The 17,608-nt window shown below is 55.4% G+C and carries 16 protein-coding genes; 8 read left to right on the top strand and 8 right to left on the bottom strand.

Annotation, left to right across the window (positions count from 1 at the left end; all coding sequences use genetic code 11):
- Window positions 1-15: 15 nt before the first annotated feature.
- The 3 genes from RKA07_RS00490 (at window position 16) to RKA07_RS00480 (ending at window position 2,650) form a co-directional block, all read left to right on the top strand.
- Window positions 16-1,098, top strand: a complete 1,083-nt coding sequence (locus RKA07_RS00490) for an SMP-30/gluconolactonase/LRE family protein (RefSeq protein WP_310965286.1) — start codon at window positions 16-18, stop codon at window positions 1,096-1,098.
- The gene (locus RKA07_RS00485) at window positions 1,098-1,562 is read left to right on the top strand and encodes an acyl-CoA thioesterase (RefSeq protein ID WP_200203355.1); all 465 of its coding nucleotides are present in this window, start codon (window positions 1,098-1,100) and stop codon (window positions 1,560-1,562) included. The genes RKA07_RS00490 and RKA07_RS00485 overlap by 1 nt, the downstream gene beginning before the upstream one ends.
- Before the next feature lie 104 nt (window positions 1,563-1,666).
- The gene (locus tag RKA07_RS00480; protein WP_310965285.1) at window positions 1,667-2,650 is read left to right on the top strand and encodes an NADP-dependent oxidoreductase; all 984 of its coding nucleotides are present in this window, start codon (window positions 1,667-1,669) and stop codon (window positions 2,648-2,650) included.
- A 22-nt stretch (window positions 2,651-2,672) separates the two neighbouring features.
- Here RKA07_RS00480 and RKA07_RS00475 read toward each other — a convergent pair whose 3' ends face one another.
- From RKA07_RS00475 to RKA07_RS00465, 3 genes are all read right to left on the bottom strand, one after another.
- Window positions 2,673-4,625, bottom strand: a complete 1,953-nt coding sequence (locus RKA07_RS00475) for a cation:proton antiporter (protein WP_310965284.1) — start codon at window positions 4,623-4,625, stop codon at window positions 2,673-2,675.
- Window positions 4,626-4,646: 21 nt separating this feature from the next.
- On the bottom strand, window positions 4,647-5,438 hold the full coding sequence (gene tcdA / locus RKA07_RS00470) for a tRNA cyclic N6-threonylcarbamoyladenosine(37) synthase TcdA (protein ID WP_200203363.1): 792 nt from the start codon (window positions 5,436-5,438) through the stop codon (window positions 4,647-4,649).
- Window positions 5,439-5,625: 187 nt separating this feature from the next.
- Window positions 5,626-7,401, bottom strand: coding sequence for an acyl-CoA dehydrogenase C-terminal domain-containing protein (locus tag RKA07_RS00465; protein WP_200203376.1), 1,776 nt, complete (start codon window positions 7,399-7,401; stop codon window positions 5,626-5,628).
- A gap of 198 nt (window positions 7,402-7,599) precedes the next feature.
- Here RKA07_RS00465 and RKA07_RS00460 point away from each other — a divergent pair, with 198 nt between their 5' ends.
- Window positions 7,600-8,343: an SDR family NAD(P)-dependent oxidoreductase gene (locus RKA07_RS00460; RefSeq protein WP_200371679.1), complete on the top strand. Its 744-nt coding sequence runs from the start codon at window positions 7,600-7,602 to the stop codon at window positions 8,341-8,343.
- Window positions 8,344-8,386: 43 nt separating this feature from the next.
- On the opposite strand, the gene RKA07_RS00455 is transcribed toward RKA07_RS00460, so the two are convergent.
- The 3 genes from RKA07_RS00455 to speA form a co-directional block, all read right to left on the bottom strand.
- Entirely contained in the window at window positions 8,387-9,025 is a 639-nt protein-coding gene (locus tag RKA07_RS00455; RefSeq protein ID WP_200371680.1) for a ChrR family anti-sigma-E factor, read from the bottom strand.
- On the bottom strand, window positions 9,022-9,621 hold the full coding sequence (locus tag RKA07_RS00450) for a sigma-70 family RNA polymerase sigma factor (RefSeq protein WP_200203649.1): 600 nt from the start codon (window positions 9,619-9,621) through the stop codon (window positions 9,022-9,024). Before RKA07_RS00450 ends, RKA07_RS00455 begins: the two co-directional genes overlap by 4 nt.
- Before the next feature lie 131 nt (window positions 9,622-9,752).
- Window positions 9,753-11,663, bottom strand: coding sequence for a biosynthetic arginine decarboxylase (gene speA, locus RKA07_RS00445; protein ID WP_310965283.1), 1,911 nt, complete (start codon window positions 11,661-11,663; stop codon window positions 9,753-9,755).
- Window positions 11,664-11,877: 214 nt separating this feature from the next.
- Between speA and speE the strand changes: the two genes are divergently transcribed.
- Window positions 11,878-12,759: a polyamine aminopropyltransferase gene (speE, locus tag RKA07_RS00440; RefSeq protein ID WP_310965282.1), complete on the top strand. Its 882-nt coding sequence runs from the start codon at window positions 11,878-11,880 to the stop codon at window positions 12,757-12,759.
- A 76-nt stretch (window positions 12,760-12,835) separates the two neighbouring features.
- Here speE and RKA07_RS00435 read toward each other — a convergent pair whose 3' ends face one another.
- Window positions 12,836-14,104, bottom strand: a complete 1,269-nt coding sequence (locus RKA07_RS00435; protein WP_200371683.1) for an ammonium transporter — start codon at window positions 14,102-14,104, stop codon at window positions 12,836-12,838.
- A 71-nt stretch (window positions 14,105-14,175) separates the two neighbouring features.
- The gene (gene glnK, locus RKA07_RS00430; protein ID WP_200203395.1) at window positions 14,176-14,514 is read right to left on the bottom strand and encodes a P-II family nitrogen regulator; all 339 of its coding nucleotides are present in this window, start codon (window positions 14,512-14,514) and stop codon (window positions 14,176-14,178) included.
- A gap of 390 nt (window positions 14,515-14,904) precedes the next feature.
- Here glnK and RKA07_RS00425 point away from each other — a divergent pair, with 390 nt between their 5' ends.
- The 3 genes from RKA07_RS00425 (at window position 14,905) to trmB (ending at window position 17,598) form a co-directional block, all read left to right on the top strand.
- On the top strand, window positions 14,905-15,159 hold the full coding sequence (locus RKA07_RS00425; RefSeq protein WP_310965280.1) for an accessory factor UbiK family protein: 255 nt from the start codon (window positions 14,905-14,907) through the stop codon (window positions 15,157-15,159).
- Window positions 15,160-15,247: 88 nt separating this feature from the next.
- Window positions 15,248-16,774, top strand: a complete 1,527-nt coding sequence (locus RKA07_RS00420; RefSeq protein WP_310965279.1) for a YifB family Mg chelatase-like AAA ATPase — start codon at window positions 15,248-15,250, stop codon at window positions 16,772-16,774.
- Between the two features lie 71 nt (window positions 16,775-16,845).
- On the top strand, window positions 16,846-17,598 hold the full coding sequence (gene trmB / locus RKA07_RS00415; RefSeq protein WP_310965278.1) for a tRNA (guanosine(46)-N7)-methyltransferase TrmB: 753 nt from the start codon (window positions 16,846-16,848) through the stop codon (window positions 17,596-17,598).
- Window positions 17,599-17,608 lie beyond the last annotated feature (10 nt).

Genomic DNA, 17,608 nt, shown 5'->3' with positions numbered 1-17,608 from the left:
AAACAGGTTGAACGTATGAAATGGTTGATGGGTGGGTTAGTAGTTCTGTTTATTTTACTGGGTGGCCTTTTTATGGCGCCATCACCTATTGATGCCAAAGCCTGGCAACCGCCTGTCCCGGAGGCCATGACTGGCTTGCTTACCCCGAACGAGCATCTGCGGCAGGCAGATTTACTGGCAAAAGGCCAGGTGTATGGCCCGGAAGACACCGCCGTTAACTCCGAAGGTGTGGTTTTTGCGGGCACCCAGGATGGTTACATTGTGCGCGTTCTCCCCGATGGGCAGGTTGAAAACTGGCTGTCTACCGGAGGCCGTCCCTTGGGCATGGTGTTTGACCGGAGTGGCAACCTGATTGTCGCGGATGCATGGAAAGGCCTGCTGTCAGTTACGCCTGACGGTGACATCACCGTATTGAGCACTGAAGCCGAAGGTGTACCCTTCCGGTTTACAGATGATCTGGATATCGCGCCTGATGGTCGCATTTATTTCTCAGATGCCAGTTCCCGCTTCTACCAGCATGATTACCTGCTCGATCTTTTTGAAATGCGGCCCCACGGCCGGCTTTTGCGGTATTCCCCGGAATCTGGTGCAACCGAGGTCCTGTTGAGGGAGTTGCATTTTGCCAACGGTGTTGCGGTGGCACCGGATGGCGATTACCTGCTGGTGAATGAAACCTGGAAATACCGTATCCACAAATACTGGATAAATGGCCCAAAAGCCGGCCAGACAGAGATTTTTGCAGAAAACCTGCCAGGTTTTCCCGACAATCTGGCAGTGGATGAACAAGGCAGGTTCTGGGTAGCCTTTCCCACACTTCGGAATGCCAATATTGATACCTTGCACCCCAAACCCTGGCTCAAAGAACTGGTTGCCATACTTCCGCAGAGCTTTCAGCCCGCGCCTCAGGAATACGGCCTGGTGGTAGCGTTTAATGGCGAGGGCGAGGTGATCGCCAGTCTGCACGACACCGAGGGCAAACATTTGCAGGAAATTACTTCGGTTAACCCCCACGGCGATTACCTGTATTTTGGCTCATTGCACAATGATCGCATCGGGCGTTTGTCGTTACAGGATGTTCCGGGCCTTGGAGAGCAGTAATGACTGAAAACAAGCCAATACAATGGGATCTTCCTGACCCTTTTACCCTTGATATTCTGGTGGTTGAGGCCGATACCGACGAGTTGGGGCATGCAAACAACGTGGTCTATGTGCGCTGGCTCGAAGACGTCAGCTGGGCGCACATCAAGAGTCTCGGTATGACCTGGGAGCTGCACGAGGCCACTGGCAAAGCCATGGCGATTACCCGCACAGAGATCGATTATCTTGCGTCTGCCAACCCCGGTGACCGGCTGATTTTGGGCACCTGGCTTACGGGCTTTGACGGCCGTTTTCGTTCTGCGCGGCAGTTCCAGTTGGTGCGGCCAGCCGACGGGAAAACTCTGGTGCGGGCAATGTCGACTCACGCTTGTGTTGACCTGAAAACCCAGCGCCCCTCCCGGGCACCAAAAGAATTTGCCGACATTTTGCAAGCGGCCAGCGTAGCAGGCGGGAAAGGCTTGTAGATTGGTTGTCAGTCACTATTGCCGTCAACTTCTGGTAGTCTGAGAAGAGAATAAGCCCCCTCAACCAAATCAGTCACTGTCATCACCTTTTTGCGGAGATACCCATGGATACCCCTATTGACCATAATTCTGAATCGTCCATGAAGAAGGTGGTCTACCACCAGTTTGGTGAGCGTGATGTTTTGGAAGTTGTCAGCTCAGATATTCCATCACCGCAACAAGGTGAGGTGCTGATTCGCGTTCACGGCGCCGGGTTGAATCCTATTGACTGGAAAACCCGCAAGGGTTTCGGATTTGTAGCCCAGCAGATAGAGAGTTCTTTACCATGGACCCCAGGCTACGATGTGGCTGGCGAAGTTGTTGCGATCGGAGATGGCGTAACCACGCTGGCTCCCGGCGACCGGGTTATGGGGCTGGTGGGTTTTCCATTGAATGGTGGGGGCTATTCCGAATACGCGCTGGCGGCGGCAGATGAGTTGGCCGTTGTGCCCGAGGAGCTTGATCTCGTAACCGCAGGCGCCTTGCCACTGGCGGCACTCACGGCCTGGCAGGCGCTGTTTGAAGTAGCTGAGCTTGAGCAGGGCCAGAAGATACTTGTGCACGCCGGTGCTGGCGGTGTGGGGCACTTGGCGGTGCAGTTTGCACTGGCACACGGCGCGCATGTTATTGCCACGGCCTCTGTAGGCAATCGCGACTTCCTTGCAGAGCTGGGTGTGCACGAAGTGATCGACTACAACACCACAGATTTTGCTGACGAATGCTTTGGGCTGGATGTTGTGTTGGATCTGGTTGGCGGTGAGACGGGCAAACGCTCTCTGCGCACCCTTGGGGAGAGTGGCGTCCTGGTTACTATTCCTACGGTCACAGCCGATGAGGTTATAAGTGCTGCCGAAGCCCAGGGGCTGAAGGCCTACGGCATGACCGTGCGCCCGGATGTGTTTCACCTTGATGAAATTGCCGAACTGATTGAAGACGGTGATGTAAAGGTGCACATTGAGAAGGCTTTTAAGCTGGATCAGGCGGCACAAGCCCACGAACTACTTGAGGGTGGGCATGTGCGGGGCAAGCTGGTTCTGGATTGCAGCTAACCCTGAAGTACTTTTGCTGAATTCAGCTTCTGGGGGACGAGCTTTCTGTTGAGGAATCGCCCTCTGAAGCTGAGGGCTCCTTCCCGGGGGCCGAGGGCTCTTTGCCCATGGCCGAAGGCTCCTTACCCATAGCTGAAGGCTCTGCTCCTTCCCCATTGCTTTCCCTGCTTTTCCGCTCTTTGCGATCCTGTGGTGGCACCAGGCTTATCAGGATCCAGTCATCATCTGGTTTCAGGTCATCCATGCTGCGCACTGGTTTGATGCGGCTCTTGCTGTCAAATACAAACAGTACCAAGGCCTGTCCCTGGTACTTCACCAGAAAGTCGTTGTATCCAAACTCTTCGCTGAGCTGGGTGGTTTTTACCGTGTACCCCTGGCTCGCCAGGCTCGCAAGTTTGGCGTAGCTCACGTCGTCGAACAGGCCGCGAGTCATCTGAATCTTCCCTGCGGTCTGGTGCCGTGCCTTCTGATCCTGGTCGCCTTCCGAAAGGCTGAATACGCTGGTGTCACCGAACCAGTCCAGGAAGTGGTATGTGGCCAGCGAGTTCATGTGCTTGTACGGAGAGATAACCAGCAGGTTGCCGATTCCAGTGAGATCAAGGTGAGTTGAGGCATGCTCGGAAATCGGGTTACCGAAATACACCTTCAGGTTGTCCATCCGCGCCTGGCGCACGTTTTCCCAGTTGGTGTCCGCCAAAGCTACCGGAACATCATGTTTTTTGAGAGCCTGCCCAATCATACGGGCCACCGGGTTAGCGCCTAAAATCAGGAAGCCATACTCAGCCGGCTCAGTGACTTTCAGCAACCGGGCGATAGGCCGTGCAGCCAGGCTTTGCAGCGTAACTGTGGCAATAATCAGTACGAACACCATGGGTACAAGGGCGGCTGCGCTTTCGTAGCCCAGGTTTTGAAGCTGGAAGGCGAACAGGGCAGAAACAGCAGCCGCAACAATTCCTCTTGGTGCAATCCAGCTTAAGAACAGCTTTTCCCGCAAGTTCAGATCAGTGCCTATGGCCGAAAGAAACACGCTGAGTGGCCGTGCGACCAGCATCAGAACAGCGAGAACCACGGCCAATCCCCAGCCCAGATCCGCAATGGCAGCAAACTCCACCCGGGCGGCGAGGATGATAAACAAAGCCGAAATCAGCAGTACGCTCAGGGACTCCTTGAACTCCAGAATGCTGTCTACAGAAACCTGCTTCATATTGGCCATCCAGATGCCCATGACCGTAACGGTGAGCAGGCCGGACTCGTGGGCCATTTCATTGGAGAAAGCATAAACACCCAGCATAAAGGTGAGTGTTGCGGCGTTATGCAAGTAGTGCGGCATCAGGTGCTTGCGCAATACCAGTCCGTTCAGATAACCCGCCAGAGCGCCAGTGGTGAAGCCGATGACCAGGGTTTTACCAAAGATGTACAGGGAATGGCCGAACACGTTGCCCTGACCCCATGACACTATGCCCTCGAATACCAGAACCGCTAACAGGGCACCTACAGGGTCGATAATGATGCCTTCCCAGCGCAGGATATTGGCCAGCTTGGCGCTCGGGCGCACAGAGCGAAGCAGGGGCGCGATAACGGTTGGCCCTGTGACAACAGAAATTGCACCAAAAAGCATGGCAACAGCCCAGGAAATCTCCAATACCCAGCGTGCAGCCAGAGTGGCAATAATCCCGGTAACAACAGAGCCAACGAATATGAGATTGCGGGTCATTTTGCTGTGCCCGCGAATCTCATCAAAGCGCAGGGTCAGGCTGCCTTCGAACAGAATGATGGCAACCGCCAATGAGACCATGGGAAATAGCAGGTCACCGAATACTTCGTCGGGCTTCAGAAAACCCAGTACCGGGCCCACAAGAATGCCGCCGGCAAGCAGAAAAAGAATGGCAGGCACGCGCACACGCCAGGCAAGCCATTGAAACGACAGTGAAAGAATACCAATGATGGCAAGAATCAGGACTGTGCTGGCTGGCATAAAGATCTGGAACCCGTGTGATTATTGGTTAGCGCGTTTTGCAATGCGATTTAACAGCCGGGAAGCTGCAAAAAGGCCAAAGCTGGCCGTAACAGGGCAGGCAGCGCCAAAGCCGGTGGCGCAGTCTAGCCGTGTGGGCCCCGAAGTTGCAGGCTTTTGCAGGCAAATTTCGCCATCTCCGGCAGGATATGTGAGTTGTTCAGTTGAGTATACGGCCTCGATCCCAAATCGCCGCTTTGGATTACGAGAAAAACCGTATTCCCGGCGCAGAAGATTACGAACCTTCGCCAGTAACGGATCCTGTGTGGTTTTGCTGAGATCTGCCACCAGAATTTTAGTGGGGTCTGTTTGGCCGCCCGCGCCTCCGGCGCAGACGATGGGGATCTTGCCCCGCTGACAGTGGGCAATCAGGGCCGCCTTGGGTTTCACGCTGTCTATGGCGTCTACCACGGCTGTCATGTCCGGGGTGATCAGCTCGGTCAGGTTTTTCAGAGTGAGAAAGCCGAAGTGAACACGGATATCGGCATGGGGATTGATGGCTTTCAGCCGATCCGCCATGGCATCGGTTTTTGTGCGCCCGTACTGGCCTTCCAGAGCATGGAGCTGGCGGTTGGTGTTGGACACACAGATATCATCCATGTCGACCAGTGTGATGGTGCCAATGCCACTGCGTGCTAATGCCTCCGCCGCCCAGGAACCAACTCCGCCCAAGCCAATTACTGCAACGTGGGCATCGCGGAAGGCGTGCAGGGCGCGGCGCCCATACAGGCGTTCGATGCCGCCAAAGCGGAGAGCGTAGTCGTCGGTGTTCATGAGTTCTCCGTTTGGGTCCGGGCACTAGCCGGATGAAATCAAGGGCGCGATTATACCCTAGTGCCTGAGCAGACATAAAATACCAGCAAAAAAGCCACGCAAGGCGTGGCTTTCGGGGTGTTAATCCGGGATTGGAGACTATGAAGGCAAGACGCCGCAACCGGATATCAAGCTCCAGGGCCTGTGCTCAGGCAGCCCAATGATCATCCCCCAGATCCATCAAGGTGTCTTTTCCACTTTCTATGTCGCTGAGCAACCAGTGAATTTCCGGCAGCAGCTTTTCAAAATAGAAGCGGGCAGACACCAGTTTGGCCTCCAGCAACGGCTTGTTGCCTTCTCCTGCCGCAAGCTGCTGACTCGCCACATTGGCCATGCGCGACCACATATAGCCGACAACCGTCAGCGCCATCAAACGCAGGTAGGGTGTGGCGGCTGCGCCGGCCTGCTCAGGATCTCTCGGGGCGTTGGTTGCCAGCCACATGGTGGCTTTTTCCAGTGCGCCCATGGCGCCTTTGAGATCTTCGCGATGAGGCGCTTCCGGGTTGTCCTTCAGGTGAGTCGCCAACACGCCAAACAGGGTGCGTACCAGCTGCCCGCCTTTCAGGCTCAGTTTCCGGCCTACCAGATCCATGGCCTGAATGCCGTTTGTGCCTTCGTAGATGCGGGCGATGCGGCCATCCCGAACCAGTTGTTCCAGCGGCCAGTCGGTAGTGAAGCCAGAGCCACCAAGCACCTGCAGGCCAGTGTTGGCATTATTGGCGCCTTCGTCGGTTAGGAAGGCCTTAACCACAGGTGTCAGCAGTTGTACCAGGTCATCCGCCGATTCCCGTATTGATTCATCCGGGTGGGCCACTGACAGATCCAGTTGATGGCCGGTAAACAGTGCAAGGGCTCGCATGCCTTCGTTCAGAACCTTCTGGCGCATGAGCATGCGACGCACATCGGGGTGCACGATAATCGGGTCGGCCGGGCCATCCGGGTTTTTCGGGCCGCTCAGGGAGCGGCTTTGCAGGCGTTCCTTGGCAAACGCGAGGCTTTCCTGATAGGCCATTTCCGCAAGCCCAAGACCCTGCATGCCAACCATCAGGCGAGCCTCGTTCATCATTGTGAACATGGAGCGCATGCCTTTGTTGGGCTCACCCACCAGCCAGCCCTTGGCACCCTCAAAGTTCATCACGCAGGTGGCGGAGCCCTTGATGCCCATCTTGTGCTCCAGACCGCCACAGAACGCAGGGTTGCGCTCGCCGGTATCAGGCAGGAATTTGGGAACGATAAACAGGGAAATGCCCTTGGTGGTGTCTGGTGCGCCGGGCAGCTTGGCCAGAACCAGGTGCACAATGTTGTCGGTCAGGTCGTGCTCACCGCCGGTAATCCAGATTTTGGTGCCTTCAATGGCGTAGCTGCCGTCATCATTTGGCGTGGCGCGGGTGCGAATCATGCCCAGATCGGTGCCACACTGAGGCTCGGTCAGGCACATGGTGCCTGTCCATTCTCCGGAAACCAGTTTTTCCAGATAGGTCTGCTTCAGCTCATCGGAACCGTGGGCGTGCAGTGCGCTGATGGCTCCGTGGGTCAGGCCGGGGTACATGCCCAGAGATAAGTTGGTGGAGCACACCATTTCATCCACAACAAATTTCAGAGTGTGGGGCAGGCCTTGGCCACCAAATTCTACCGGCGCATCCAAAGCTGTCCAGCCGCCTTCGACAAACTTTTTATAGGCTTCCTTGAACCCTTGTGGTGTTTTCACATCGTGGGTTTCCGGGTTGTAGTGGCAGCCTTCGCGATCACCGGTCTGGTTGGTTGGCTGAATCACTTCGGCAGCCAGTTTGCCGGCCTCGTCAATAACGGCAGAAATCAGATCCGGTGTGGCGTCGGCGTATTTGTCCAGCTCGTGTAGCCGGTCGACACCCAGTACATCAAACAACAGAAAGCGAAGATCATTTGCTGGAGCCTGGTATTGCATGAACACTCTCCTTGGTGAGTCTTGTTGGCCCTTGTGGGCTTTTTCGACCGTATGAGCAGGCTGCGGCAGTTGAGCCGGAGCCTGCGGTTGATGTCATTACCAATTCATACGGCTGTTTTAATTCCGTGGTTCACCGATTTATTGGGTCTGAGGCAGCAATTTTTCGTATATCGTTCATAAGTAGGTGGAGGGGCGAATATGAAACTAATAGTGGTGGCCGGCGTGTCCGGCGCGATTGGTTATGCACTGGCAGAAGCGTGTTTGGCCCGTGACGAGGAGTCCCGGGTGATTGGTCTTTGTCGTGAGCCGCTGAAGGTGCCGGAGCCACTGCGCAGCCACAGCCGCGTGAACCTGTTGGCGTGGGACGCAGAAGAGGAACAGTCACCTCAGAAGGTTGCACTGGCGCTGGAAAAGGTTATTCCGGCGTCCCGGGGCATAGATACGTTCTTGTACGCCGCAGGCTTGCTGCACAATGATGACATTTTCCCCGAAAAGCGCCTGGAAGACCTGAAAGCGATGAGTATGGCTCGGGCTTTTGCCGTGAATGCAACGGGCTTTGCCACTTTGGCTCAGGCGTTGTTGCCGTGGCTAAGGCACCGTGAATTCAAACGTGTTGTGGCTATTTCTGCCAAGGTGGGTTCCATTGAGGATAACCGTTTGGGCGGCTGGTATGCCTATCGAAGCTCCAAAGCGGCTCTGAATATGTTGGTGCGTACGCTTTCAGTGGAGCTGCCTCGCCGCTGCAAGCCCATCGCCTGTTTGGCCCTGCACCCGGGAACAACCGATTCAGGCCTGAGTAATCCCTTCACACAATCTTTGGCGCACCTGCAGGTGCACAGCCCGGCTGAAACCGCCGGGAATTTGTTGTCGGTTATTGAAGGAATAACACCGATGGAAAATGGTTGCTTTTTGAGCTGGGATGGCTCGGTTTTGCCCTGGTAGAGGCCAGCCAAAGTCGCACTCAGCAAATGGGTGTGAGAAAAAATCAGCGTATAAACGGATTCAGCAAACGAGTGAAGGTGCCAGTCAGTTTGACCGGAGCACTCAGCACCGAGAGCGTAATGCAGTCCTCTGAACCAAGTGCGACAGGCTTGTGCTCATCCTGTTCGGTCAGAACCACAAAATCCCATTGGCTGAATACACCTTTATGGTCGGAGAACATTCCCTGCAGCACGATGGTTGTTTCAGTACCACGGTGTGTGTGAGCGGGGGCCTTACCCCCGGCTACCAGCTTCTGCAGGACAACCTGTTCATTCTGGCCCGGAAACTTCCCGGTAATATCCAGAACGCTGACATCCCCCAGTTGCCGTTTCCAGGGCAGATTGTTTATGTCTTCACCCAGCAATTTTTGTAGCAGGCTCGTCTTGGGCTGCATTTTTACTTGCGGCCTGGGTTCTGTTGAGCTGTCTATTCTCGCGAGGATGTCATCAAACATCGTTCCGGAAACGCTGACTTTCGGCTGCTTTTCCATCACCACAGCACCCAGGCTGTCGAGGGTGTCTACCTGGCAGCGGCACTGTGCGCATTTGTCGAGATGGAGGCGGATGCACAGAGCATGGGGTTCGCTCAGGTTGCCCGCACTGTATTCCATCAGGCTCAGGCTATCGGGGTGATGCCGTGTCATACGTTCTGATCCTGCAAAATCACTTTCAGTTTGCTCAGAGCAAGGCGCACCCGGCTCTTTACTGTGCCCAAGGGAATGTTCAGTTCGTCTGCCACCATCTGGTGGGACTTCTGCTCCATATATACCTTGGCAATGACTGTAATCTGGTCTTCTGGCAACTGGCTTAGCGACTCTCTGACGCGACGCTCGGACATGAGGCGGTGCAGTGAGGTGACCGGCTGATTGTCGTCTTCTCCGGGAATCTGCCATAGATCCTCGGTTTCCACTGCCATCTCCACACTGGAGCGACGCATCTTGCGCAACATATCGATGCGCTGGTTACGTGCGATGGTGAAAATCCAGGTAGAAGCTGCGGCTTTTTGCCAGTCATACAGGCAGGCCCGGCGCCAGATAGAAACGAACACTTCCTGAACCAGTTCGTCTGCGTGGCTGGCCATGCCATTAGCCATGGCGTAATACTTCAGCTGTGGCGCGAAGTGCTCAAATAAAGAGTGGTAGGCTTGGCGATCCTGGCTTTTCCCCACTTTCACCAACAGCTGGCTCCAGGGGTCCTTTCGGCCCTCGGCACGTGCTGGCTGTTGATCCAGTGTGGTCACCGGACGCTCCTTGACAGTTGCATGGTCTATGTTTGTTACGTTACTCATTCTATGCACTCGCCCCGGGATTGTCAGTTACGATATTTACGGGGCGGGTTTCAGAGCGGATCAGTTGTGTTTAAAAGAAACGCTTATTCTTCGAGATAAGTGTAACCCTCAAGCCCGGCAGCCAACTCTTCCAGCAGTACGGCTTGGGTACTTTCAGGCAAGTCACTTGCGGCAAACTTGTTGCGGTAAGCTTGCAGCAGGTTGTTGGGCTCGAAGTTAACATACCTGAGCACGTGGGCCACAGTGTCGCCGATAATGGGCGTGTTGATATCATAGCCCCCGGAATCGTTCAAACGTACGTCTACAGAGTGTGTGTCACCAAACAGGTTGTGCATATCCCCCAGAATTTCCTGATAGGCACCGGTCATAAAGAACCCCATCAGCAAAGCCTCGCCAGGCTTCTCTTCGGGCAGGGGAAGGGTGGTTTCCGTGCCCTGGCCATCCACATAGCGGTCGATGCGGCCATCCGAATCACAGGTGATATCCTGAATCACCGCCCTGCGGGTGAGCGGGCGATTCAGGCCGTTTATGGGCATTACCGGAAATATCTGGTCGATGCCCCATACATCCGGCAGCGACTGGAACAGCGAGAAGTTAACAAACAACTTCGCAGCCAGTTTTTCGTTCAGCTCGTCAATGATTTCGCGGTGGGCCCGGCTGTTTTTATCCAGTTGGCTGTGAAGTAGCCGGCAACAGCGGATGTACAGTATTTCTGAATCGGCACGCTCCTGCAGAGCGAGTGTGCCGTGGGCAAACTGGCCGTGAACATCTGCCATGGCGTGCAGAACGTCGTGATAGATTTCTGCCAGCGAGCGTGGAGATTCCGGGTCTTCCAGGCTTTTAAGGTCTCGCCAGAGATCTTGCAGAGGTGCCGGTGCATCCTCAGATGGCTCTTGGGAAGAGTGATCTTCCGGCTCCTCATGGTCAATTACATTGGTCACCAGCACGGAATGGTGCGCGGTCAGTGCCCGGCCGGATTCGCTGATCAGATCCGGGTGCGGAAGGTCGTAACGATCGCATTCAGTTTGCAGCACACGCACCACGTTGTAGGCATACTCATACATGGTGTAATTCATGGAACAGGCGCTTCGGGAGCGAGTACCTTCGTAGTCAACGCCAAGCCCACCGCCTATATCCACGGTGTTCACCGGGGCACCCATGTGTCTCAGTTCGCTGTAAAAGCGCGCACATTCCCGCAACCCGGTCTGAATATCGCGAATATTGGCTATCTGGGAGCCCAGGTGGAAGTGCAGCAGTTGCAGGGTATCCAGGGCATCGGCTTCGCGCAGAGTGTTGACGACATCAAGAACCTGGCTGGCGGACAAACCGAACTTGGATTTTTCGCCGCCCGTGTTCTGCCAGTTACCCTTGCCAATGGTGGCCAGGCGAACCCGAACACCGATGAGCGGAGAAACCTCCAGCTTCTTGGCTTCGTCCAGAATCAGCGGCAACTCTGATTGTTTCTCCACCACAATAAACACCCGGTGGCCAAGCTTCTGGCCGATTAGGGCCAGGCGGATGTACTCTCTGTCTTTGTAGCCGTTGCACACGATAACCGAGCCAGTCTGCCTGGCCAGTGCCAGCACGGCCATGAGTTCTGGTTTGCTGCCGGCCTCCAGGCCGATTTGGCCGTTGCTGGCAGCCGGTTCTGCGGCAATCAGCTCTTCAACCACTCGCCGCTGCTGGTTTACCTTGATGGGGTAAACCGCTGTGTATTGCCCTTGGTAGTCATGCTCAGCGGTTACTTTATTGAATGAATTGCACAGCTTGTTCACCCGGTCGTGCAGAATATCTGTAAAGCGGATCAGCACAGGCAGTTGTAGCCCGGAGTCCACCAGCGAACGAGTTAACTCCGGCAGGTTGATCTCCGCATCGTTCTTGCCTCGGTTTGGCCGAATAACAACCTCACCCTCGGGATTAACGCCAATATAGCCATCGCTCCATTGGGTGATGTTATAAACCTTGTGGGCCGGTGAGGCGCTGGTGTTGCTCATGGATACTATCCTTATGAAAACCGGGGGCCGGGCAGGCCGGCTTAATGATTGGTATTGTAGGGTTTAGCCATTGCCGCTGAAAGGGCCTGTTTCCTTGGATGGGGTTGTAACGGCAGCAAACCTCAATAATTGCCAACAAACACTATGGCTGGCCGGCGCAGGCCCCTACAATACACATTTTGACCATTGCGCCAGGGTTTTGCAGGAGAGCACCATGACAACGCTGAATAAAGATTGGTTCACCGAAGTATTCCAGGATCAGGGAACCGCATTTTCCCTCCAGGTGAAAAAGAAACTGCACGAGGAGCAGACACCGTTTCAGAAGCTGGAAATATACGAAACGGAAACCTTCGGCAATCTTATGGTGCTGGATGGCTGCGTAATGCTGACCACCCGGGACAACTTCCTTTATCACGAGATGATGACCCACCCGGTGCTCTTCACCCATAAAAACCCGAAAAAGGTTGTGATTGTGGGAGGCGGAGACTGCGGTACCTTGAAAGAAGTGCTGAAACACCCTGATGTGGAAGAGGCCTGGCAGGTTGAGATCGACGAGCGCGTTACCAGCATGTCCGAGAAGTACTTCCCTGAGCTGTGTGAATCCAATGATGACCCACGTGCCAACTTCTTCTTTGGCGACGGTGTTCAGTGGATGCGGGAGGTGGATCCCGGCAGCATCGATATCATCATTATCGACAGCACCGACCCGGTTGGCCCCGCAGAAGGCCTCTTTGCTCTGGATTTTTACCGCGATGCCATGCTGGCGCTGGGTGAGGGCGGTATTATCGTGCAACAAAGCGAATCGCCGTTGCTGCATACCACTACCATTATCAAAGACATGCACAACGACATGCGCAAGGCCGGCTTTGATCACGTGCAAACCCTGCCGTTTCCACAGCCCGTTTACCCCACCGGTTGGTGGAGTTGCACCATGGCCAGCAAAGACAATCCGCTGCGATATTTCCGTGAAGACGACGCCAACAAGCGGCCCTTCGTAACCCGCTACTACAATCGTGGCATTCACTACGGCGCGCTCGCCATGCCCCAGTTCATGATCGACGCCCTTGAAGACGAAACGCGTCCCGGAGAGGGTTAGGGCGGGGCTATGCTCAGAGCAAAAAAAGGGGGGAGCCAAGTGGCTCCCCCCTTTTTTTACATGAATAAAGCCTGTATCACTTCCCGGTAACAAACTCCGGGTAGGCTTCCATGCCGCACTCAGCCAAATCAACGCCCTCGTACTCTTCCTGTTCGCTGACCCTTACTCCCATCACCGCTTTGATTATGCCCCACACCAGCAGGCTGGCCAGGAACACCCACCCGAAGATGGTTGCCGCGCCGATCAACTGCCCGCTGAAGCTTGCATCTCCGTTGGTAATGGGCACGAGTATCAGGCCGAGAAACCCGCATACGCCGTGAGCCGAGATGGCGCCCACTGGGTCGTCGATACGCAGTTTGTCGAGAAAGATAACGCTGAACACCACTGCTACACCACCCAGAGCACCCCATAGAGTTGCAATCAGTGCACTTGGGGTGGAGGGTTCGGCGGTGATAACCACCAAGCCGGCGATGGCGCCGTTGAGGAGCATGGTTAAATCCGCTTTACCAAACAGCAGGCGACCGGTTGTCAGGGCGGCTATAGCGCCACCGGCAGCAGCAGCGTTGGTGTTGAGGAAAACCATGGCAACCGAGTTGGCACTGGCGATATCACCCAGTTTAAGAACAGAACCGCCGTTGAAGCCGAACCAGCCCATCCACAAGATAAAGGTGCCTAGCGCAGCCAGGGGCAGGTTAGAGCCCGGGATTGCCCGGATTTCGCCTTTGGGGCCGTATTTGCCTTTTCGGGCGCCCAGCAGCAGCACGCCAGCTAGAGCGGCGGCTGCACCGGCCAGGTGGACAATGCCAGAACCGGCAAAGTCACTGAAGCCAAGGTCACCCAGGTTGTAAAGCCCGAAAACATCCTTGCCTCCCCAGGTCCAGGAGCCTTCCAGAGGGTAGATTACTCCGGTCATCACTACCGCAAAGGCGAGGAATGCCCAGAGTTTCATTCGCTCTGCTACGGCACCGGATACGATCGACATGGCGGTAGCGACAAACACCACCTGGAAAAAGAAATCTGCAGCGCTGGAGTAAATCGCACCGCCTTCGAAGCCATCTTCCCGGCTTGCAAAGTCACCCAGAACTGCCACCGCATCGGTTTGCTCAATGCCGCTCAGCAGAAGGGTGCCGTCGTACATAATGGCATAGCCGCACACCAGGTACATGGTGCAGGCAATGGCATAAAGCGCGACGTTTTTGGTGAGTATTTCGGTGGTGTTTTTAGCTCTTACCAGCCCGGATTCGAGCATGGCAAAACCGGCGGCCATCCACATAACTAATGCGCCGCACATCAGGAAATAAAAGGTATCTATTGCATACTGCAGGTGAAAAATATTGCTTTCCATAGGAAGCCCTCCGCACAAGGCACTTCAGATTGGTTTTTTTGCGTTGGTTTGTTCAGGTAACCAGAGCTGGATCAGACCGCTTCTTCGCCAGTCTCGCCTGTCCGGATTCGAATCGCCTGTAGCAGTTCGGTTACGAAGATCTTGCCGTCGCCAATTTTGCCGGTGTTGGCAGCCTTGGTAATGGATTCGATAACCTGGTCCAGAAGATTGTCGCCAATGGCTACTTCAACTTTTACCTTTGGCAGAAAATCCACCACATATTCCGCGCCACGATAAAGTTCTGTGTGGCCTTTCTGCCGCCCGAAGCCTTTAACTTCGGTGACGGTTACGCCTTGTACGCCAATCTCGGATAGTGCCTCTCGGACATCATCCAACTTGAAAGGCTTGATGATCGCTGTCACAAGTTTCATTGCTTTCTCCTTGGTAAAACCGTCCCAACATGAGAGGCCAGTGGCCATTCGTTGAGTTCGGAGTGCTGCCGCTCTGCACGTCAACTGTGCGGATTGCGTACAAGAGCTATAGCACCGGGTGTGCCAACGCAAAAAAATACTTTTAAATCATGGGCTTGATGATCTTTTGTTGCATGTTGCTGTTAGTCTGATAGCCAGTTTGTGCACCAGATCAGGGCGCTCTGCCATCCCTTGAGCCACATTGGAGCAAACCAAGGGGCAGGCAGCGCTATTATAGTGCCCAACGTGCCTAGTATGGCAGGGGTGGCGGTGTGATACACTCCTGCTAACAGGTCGCGGCTCTTGTCTTTTGGCCGAAATCGGACATTATTTTAATCAGTGAGGTGATGAGTGAAAGTCCCACAGGATATTTTTGCGCAGTTACAGGGGCAGTTTGGGCAATTTGTGCCGGATATGGCACGCGCCGCCCGGGACGATTTTGAAACTCAGGCCCGCGCAGCGGTTACATCGGTTCTGTCCCGCCTGGAACTTGTAACCCGTGATGAGTTTGATGCCCAACAAGCAGTGCTTATGAAAACCCGTGAAATGGTAGAAGCCCTCGAAAAACGAGTGGCGGAGCTGGAGAAGTCTCCGAAAGCTCAGTAAACCGAATTCATCCTGGCAGGACGCCGGGCTCAGGTGGGGCTAACCGTTGTGGTCCCGCACTGATACTCAGAAACCATGGAAGGTTGTTATGCTTGCTGTCGTTCATTCCCGCGCCATTATTGGCGTGTCTGCGCCGGAGGTCACGGTAGAGGTTCATCTCTCCGGGGGGCTTCCCGCGCTTTCTATTGTTGGCCTGCCAGAAACCGGCGTGCGTGAAAGCCGCGAACGCGTAAGAAGTGCCCTGCTGAACGCAGGCTTCGAATTTCCAGCCAGAAGAATAACCATCAATCTTGCCCCCGCAGACTTGCCAAAAGAGGGCGGCCGATTTGATCTGCCCATCGCTCTTGGTATTCTCGCCGCCTCCGGGCAGATCCCTGCTGAAAGCCTCACCGCCTTGGAATTCCTTGGAGAGCTCTCACTCGATGGCGCGCTCCGCCCGCTAAAAGGTGTGTTGCCCGCCGTTTTGGCGGCGCGAAAAGCAGGGCGGGGTTTGCTGGTGCCCAATAGCAACGCTGACGAAGCGGCGCTTGCAAGCCAGGGCGATGTGCTGGCAGCGGGGCATATACTGGCAGTATGCGAACACCTGAGTGGGCGCGCCCGTTTGGTGCCTGTGCCCCGCACAAAGCCGGAACACTTGGCATGCGCAAGTATGCCCGATCTTGCGGATGTGCGAGGCCAAAGTGTCCCTCGTCGAGCGCTGGAAGTGGCTGCCGCTGGTGCCCACAATTTACTCTTCTTTGGCCCCCCGGGAACCGGGAAAAGTATGTTGGCCAGCCGGTTGCCCGGAATCTTGCCGGATTTGAGCGATGATCACGCCATGGAAGTGGCCAGCGTGCACTCGGTCGCCGGGTTGCTGGTAGGAGAGAGTGGTTGGCGCCAACCACCGTTCAGATCTCCCCACCATACGGCGTCTGCTGTGGCTTTGGTGGGCGGAGGTAGCAGCCCCCGGCCGGGAGAAATATCTCTGGCACACCGGGGGGTGTTGTTTCTCGACGAGCTGCCGGAGTTTGAGCGCCGGGTTCTGGAAGTGCTGCGTGAACCTATGGAAACCGGTGAGATCTCCATCAGCCGTGCCGCGCGGCAGGTCACGTTTCCTGCACGGTTTCAGGTTATCGGCGCAATGAATCCCTGTCCGTGTGGCTACAGTGGGCATCCAACCATTGAATGCCAATGCACGCCCCAGCAGGTGATGCGTTATCGCTCGAAAATATCCGGTCCGTTGTTGGATAGGTTCGATTTGCATGTGGAGGTGCCTGTGCAAAGTGGCGACGTATTGATGCAATCCGGCGGGGATGGCGAGTCCAGTGCCGTGGTGAGAGAGCGGGTAGCGTTTGCCAGAGATCGCCAGACTCAACGTGGCTGTGTTAATGCGACCCTGTCAGGGCGCGAGCTGCAGAAGGTCTGCCGCCTTGAGCACACCAGTGAAAAGCTGCTTTCCGGGGCAATGGAGAAACTGGGGCTGTCAGCGAGGGCGCTGCACCGGATACTGCGGGTTGCGCGCACGCTGGCGGATCTTGAGGGTGCTGACTCGGTTACTCAGCCCCATCTGATGGAGGCGTTGGGCTATCGACAGTTTGACCGTCAAACCGGAAAGAGTTCTGTGGTATCCGCCTGATTCTTTTTACTCTGGTAAACTGTGTGCAAACTCCGTTTACAACACCCGCAGCCTGGGGTTAAGGATTGCAGATGACTGACCAGAAAGAACCACACGACCTTGGCGACGAAAACGAATCGAAACAAGCGGCAAGCGAATCGCCTATTACGACTCGCCGTGGCGTCCGCAGCTTTGTTTTGCGCCAGGGGCGTATGACCGAAGGCCAGAAAAAGGCCTACGAACGCAGTTGGCCAAAGTTTGGCCTGGCCCGTGAAAACGGCATGATTGATCCACGCCAGGTCTTCGGCCGTGATGCCATGCTCAACCTTGAAATTGGTTTCGGCATGGGGCGTTCGCTGGCAGAAATGGCCGAAGCGGCCCCGGAGCAGAATTTCATTGGTGTGGAGGTTCATTTACCGGGCGTCGGCGCATTGCTCAAAGAGATCGAAGAGCGGGGCCTGGAGAACATCCGCGTTTACAACATAGATGCTAACGATGTGATCGATTTGTGCCTGCCGGACGCCTGCCTGGATCAGGTCATGGTGTTCTTCCCGGACCCCTGGCAAAAAAAGAAGCATCACAAGCGCCGGTTGGTTCAGCCTGAATTTGTCCAACGCATACGCCATAAGTTGCGTGTTGGCGGCATTCTGCATCTGGCCACTGACTGGGAAAACTATGCAGAGCATATGATGGAAGTGATGGGTGATTCTGAGGGGTTTGCCAATACCCAGGAGCAGGGTCAATACTCACCGCGGCCGGATTATCGCCCGGTTACCAAGTTTGAAAAGCGTGGTGAAAACCTGGGTCATGGTGTTTGGGACTTGTTGTTTCACCGCACCAACTAGGTTTCACGCC

Source organism: Marinobacter xiaoshiensis (assembly GCF_031631795.1).
GTDB lineage: Bacteria > Pseudomonadota > Gammaproteobacteria > Pseudomonadales > Oleiphilaceae > Marinobacter > Marinobacter xiaoshiensis.
The sequence above is the reverse complement of the archived record's forward strand: the minus strand, read 5'-3'. Positions and strand labels throughout refer to the sequence as shown.

Excerpts from the sequence above, each read along its gene's own strand:
- RKA07_RS00490 (WP_310965286.1), top strand. The coding sequence starts at position 16 with ATGAAATGGTTGATGGGTGGGTTAGTAGTTCTGTTTATTTTACTGGGT.
- RKA07_RS00485 (WP_200203355.1), top strand. The coding sequence starts at position 1,098 with ATGACTGAAAACAAGCCAATACAATGGGATCTTCCTGACCCTTTTACC.
- RKA07_RS00480 (WP_310965285.1), top strand. The coding sequence starts at position 1,667 with ATGGATACCCCTATTGACCATAATTCTGAATCGTCCATGAAGAAGGTG.
- RKA07_RS00475 (WP_310965284.1), bottom strand. The coding sequence starts at position 4,625 with ATGCCAGCCAGCACAGTCCTGATTCTTGCCATCATTGGTATTCTTTCA.
- tcdA (WP_200203363.1), bottom strand. The coding sequence starts at position 5,438 with ATGAACACCGACGACTACGCTCTCCGCTTTGGCGGCATCGAACGCCTG.
- RKA07_RS00465 (WP_200203376.1), bottom strand. The coding sequence starts at position 7,401 with ATGCAATACCAGGCTCCAGCAAATGATCTTCGCTTTCTGTTGTTTGAT.
- RKA07_RS00460 (WP_200371679.1), top strand. The coding sequence starts at position 7,600 with ATGAAACTAATAGTGGTGGCCGGCGTGTCCGGCGCGATTGGTTATGCA.
- RKA07_RS00455 (WP_200371680.1), bottom strand. The coding sequence starts at position 9,025 with ATGACACGGCATCACCCCGATAGCCTGAGCCTGATGGAATACAGTGCG.
- speA (WP_310965283.1), bottom strand. The coding sequence starts at position 11,663 with ATGAGCAACACCAGCGCCTCACCGGCCCACAAGGTTTATAACATCACC.
- speE (WP_310965282.1), top strand. The coding sequence starts at position 11,878 with ATGACAACGCTGAATAAAGATTGGTTCACCGAAGTATTCCAGGATCAG.
- RKA07_RS00435 (WP_200371683.1), bottom strand. The coding sequence starts at position 14,104 with ATGGAAAGCAATATTTTTCACCTGCAGTATGCAATAGATACCTTTTAT.
- glnK (WP_200203395.1), bottom strand. The coding sequence starts at position 14,514 with ATGAAACTTGTGACAGCGATCATCAAGCCTTTCAAGTTGGATGATGTC.
- RKA07_RS00420 (WP_310965279.1), top strand. The coding sequence starts at position 15,248 with ATGCTTGCTGTCGTTCATTCCCGCGCCATTATTGGCGTGTCTGCGCCG.
- trmB (WP_310965278.1), top strand. The coding sequence starts at position 16,846 with ATGACTGACCAGAAAGAACCACACGACCTTGGCGACGAAAACGAATCG.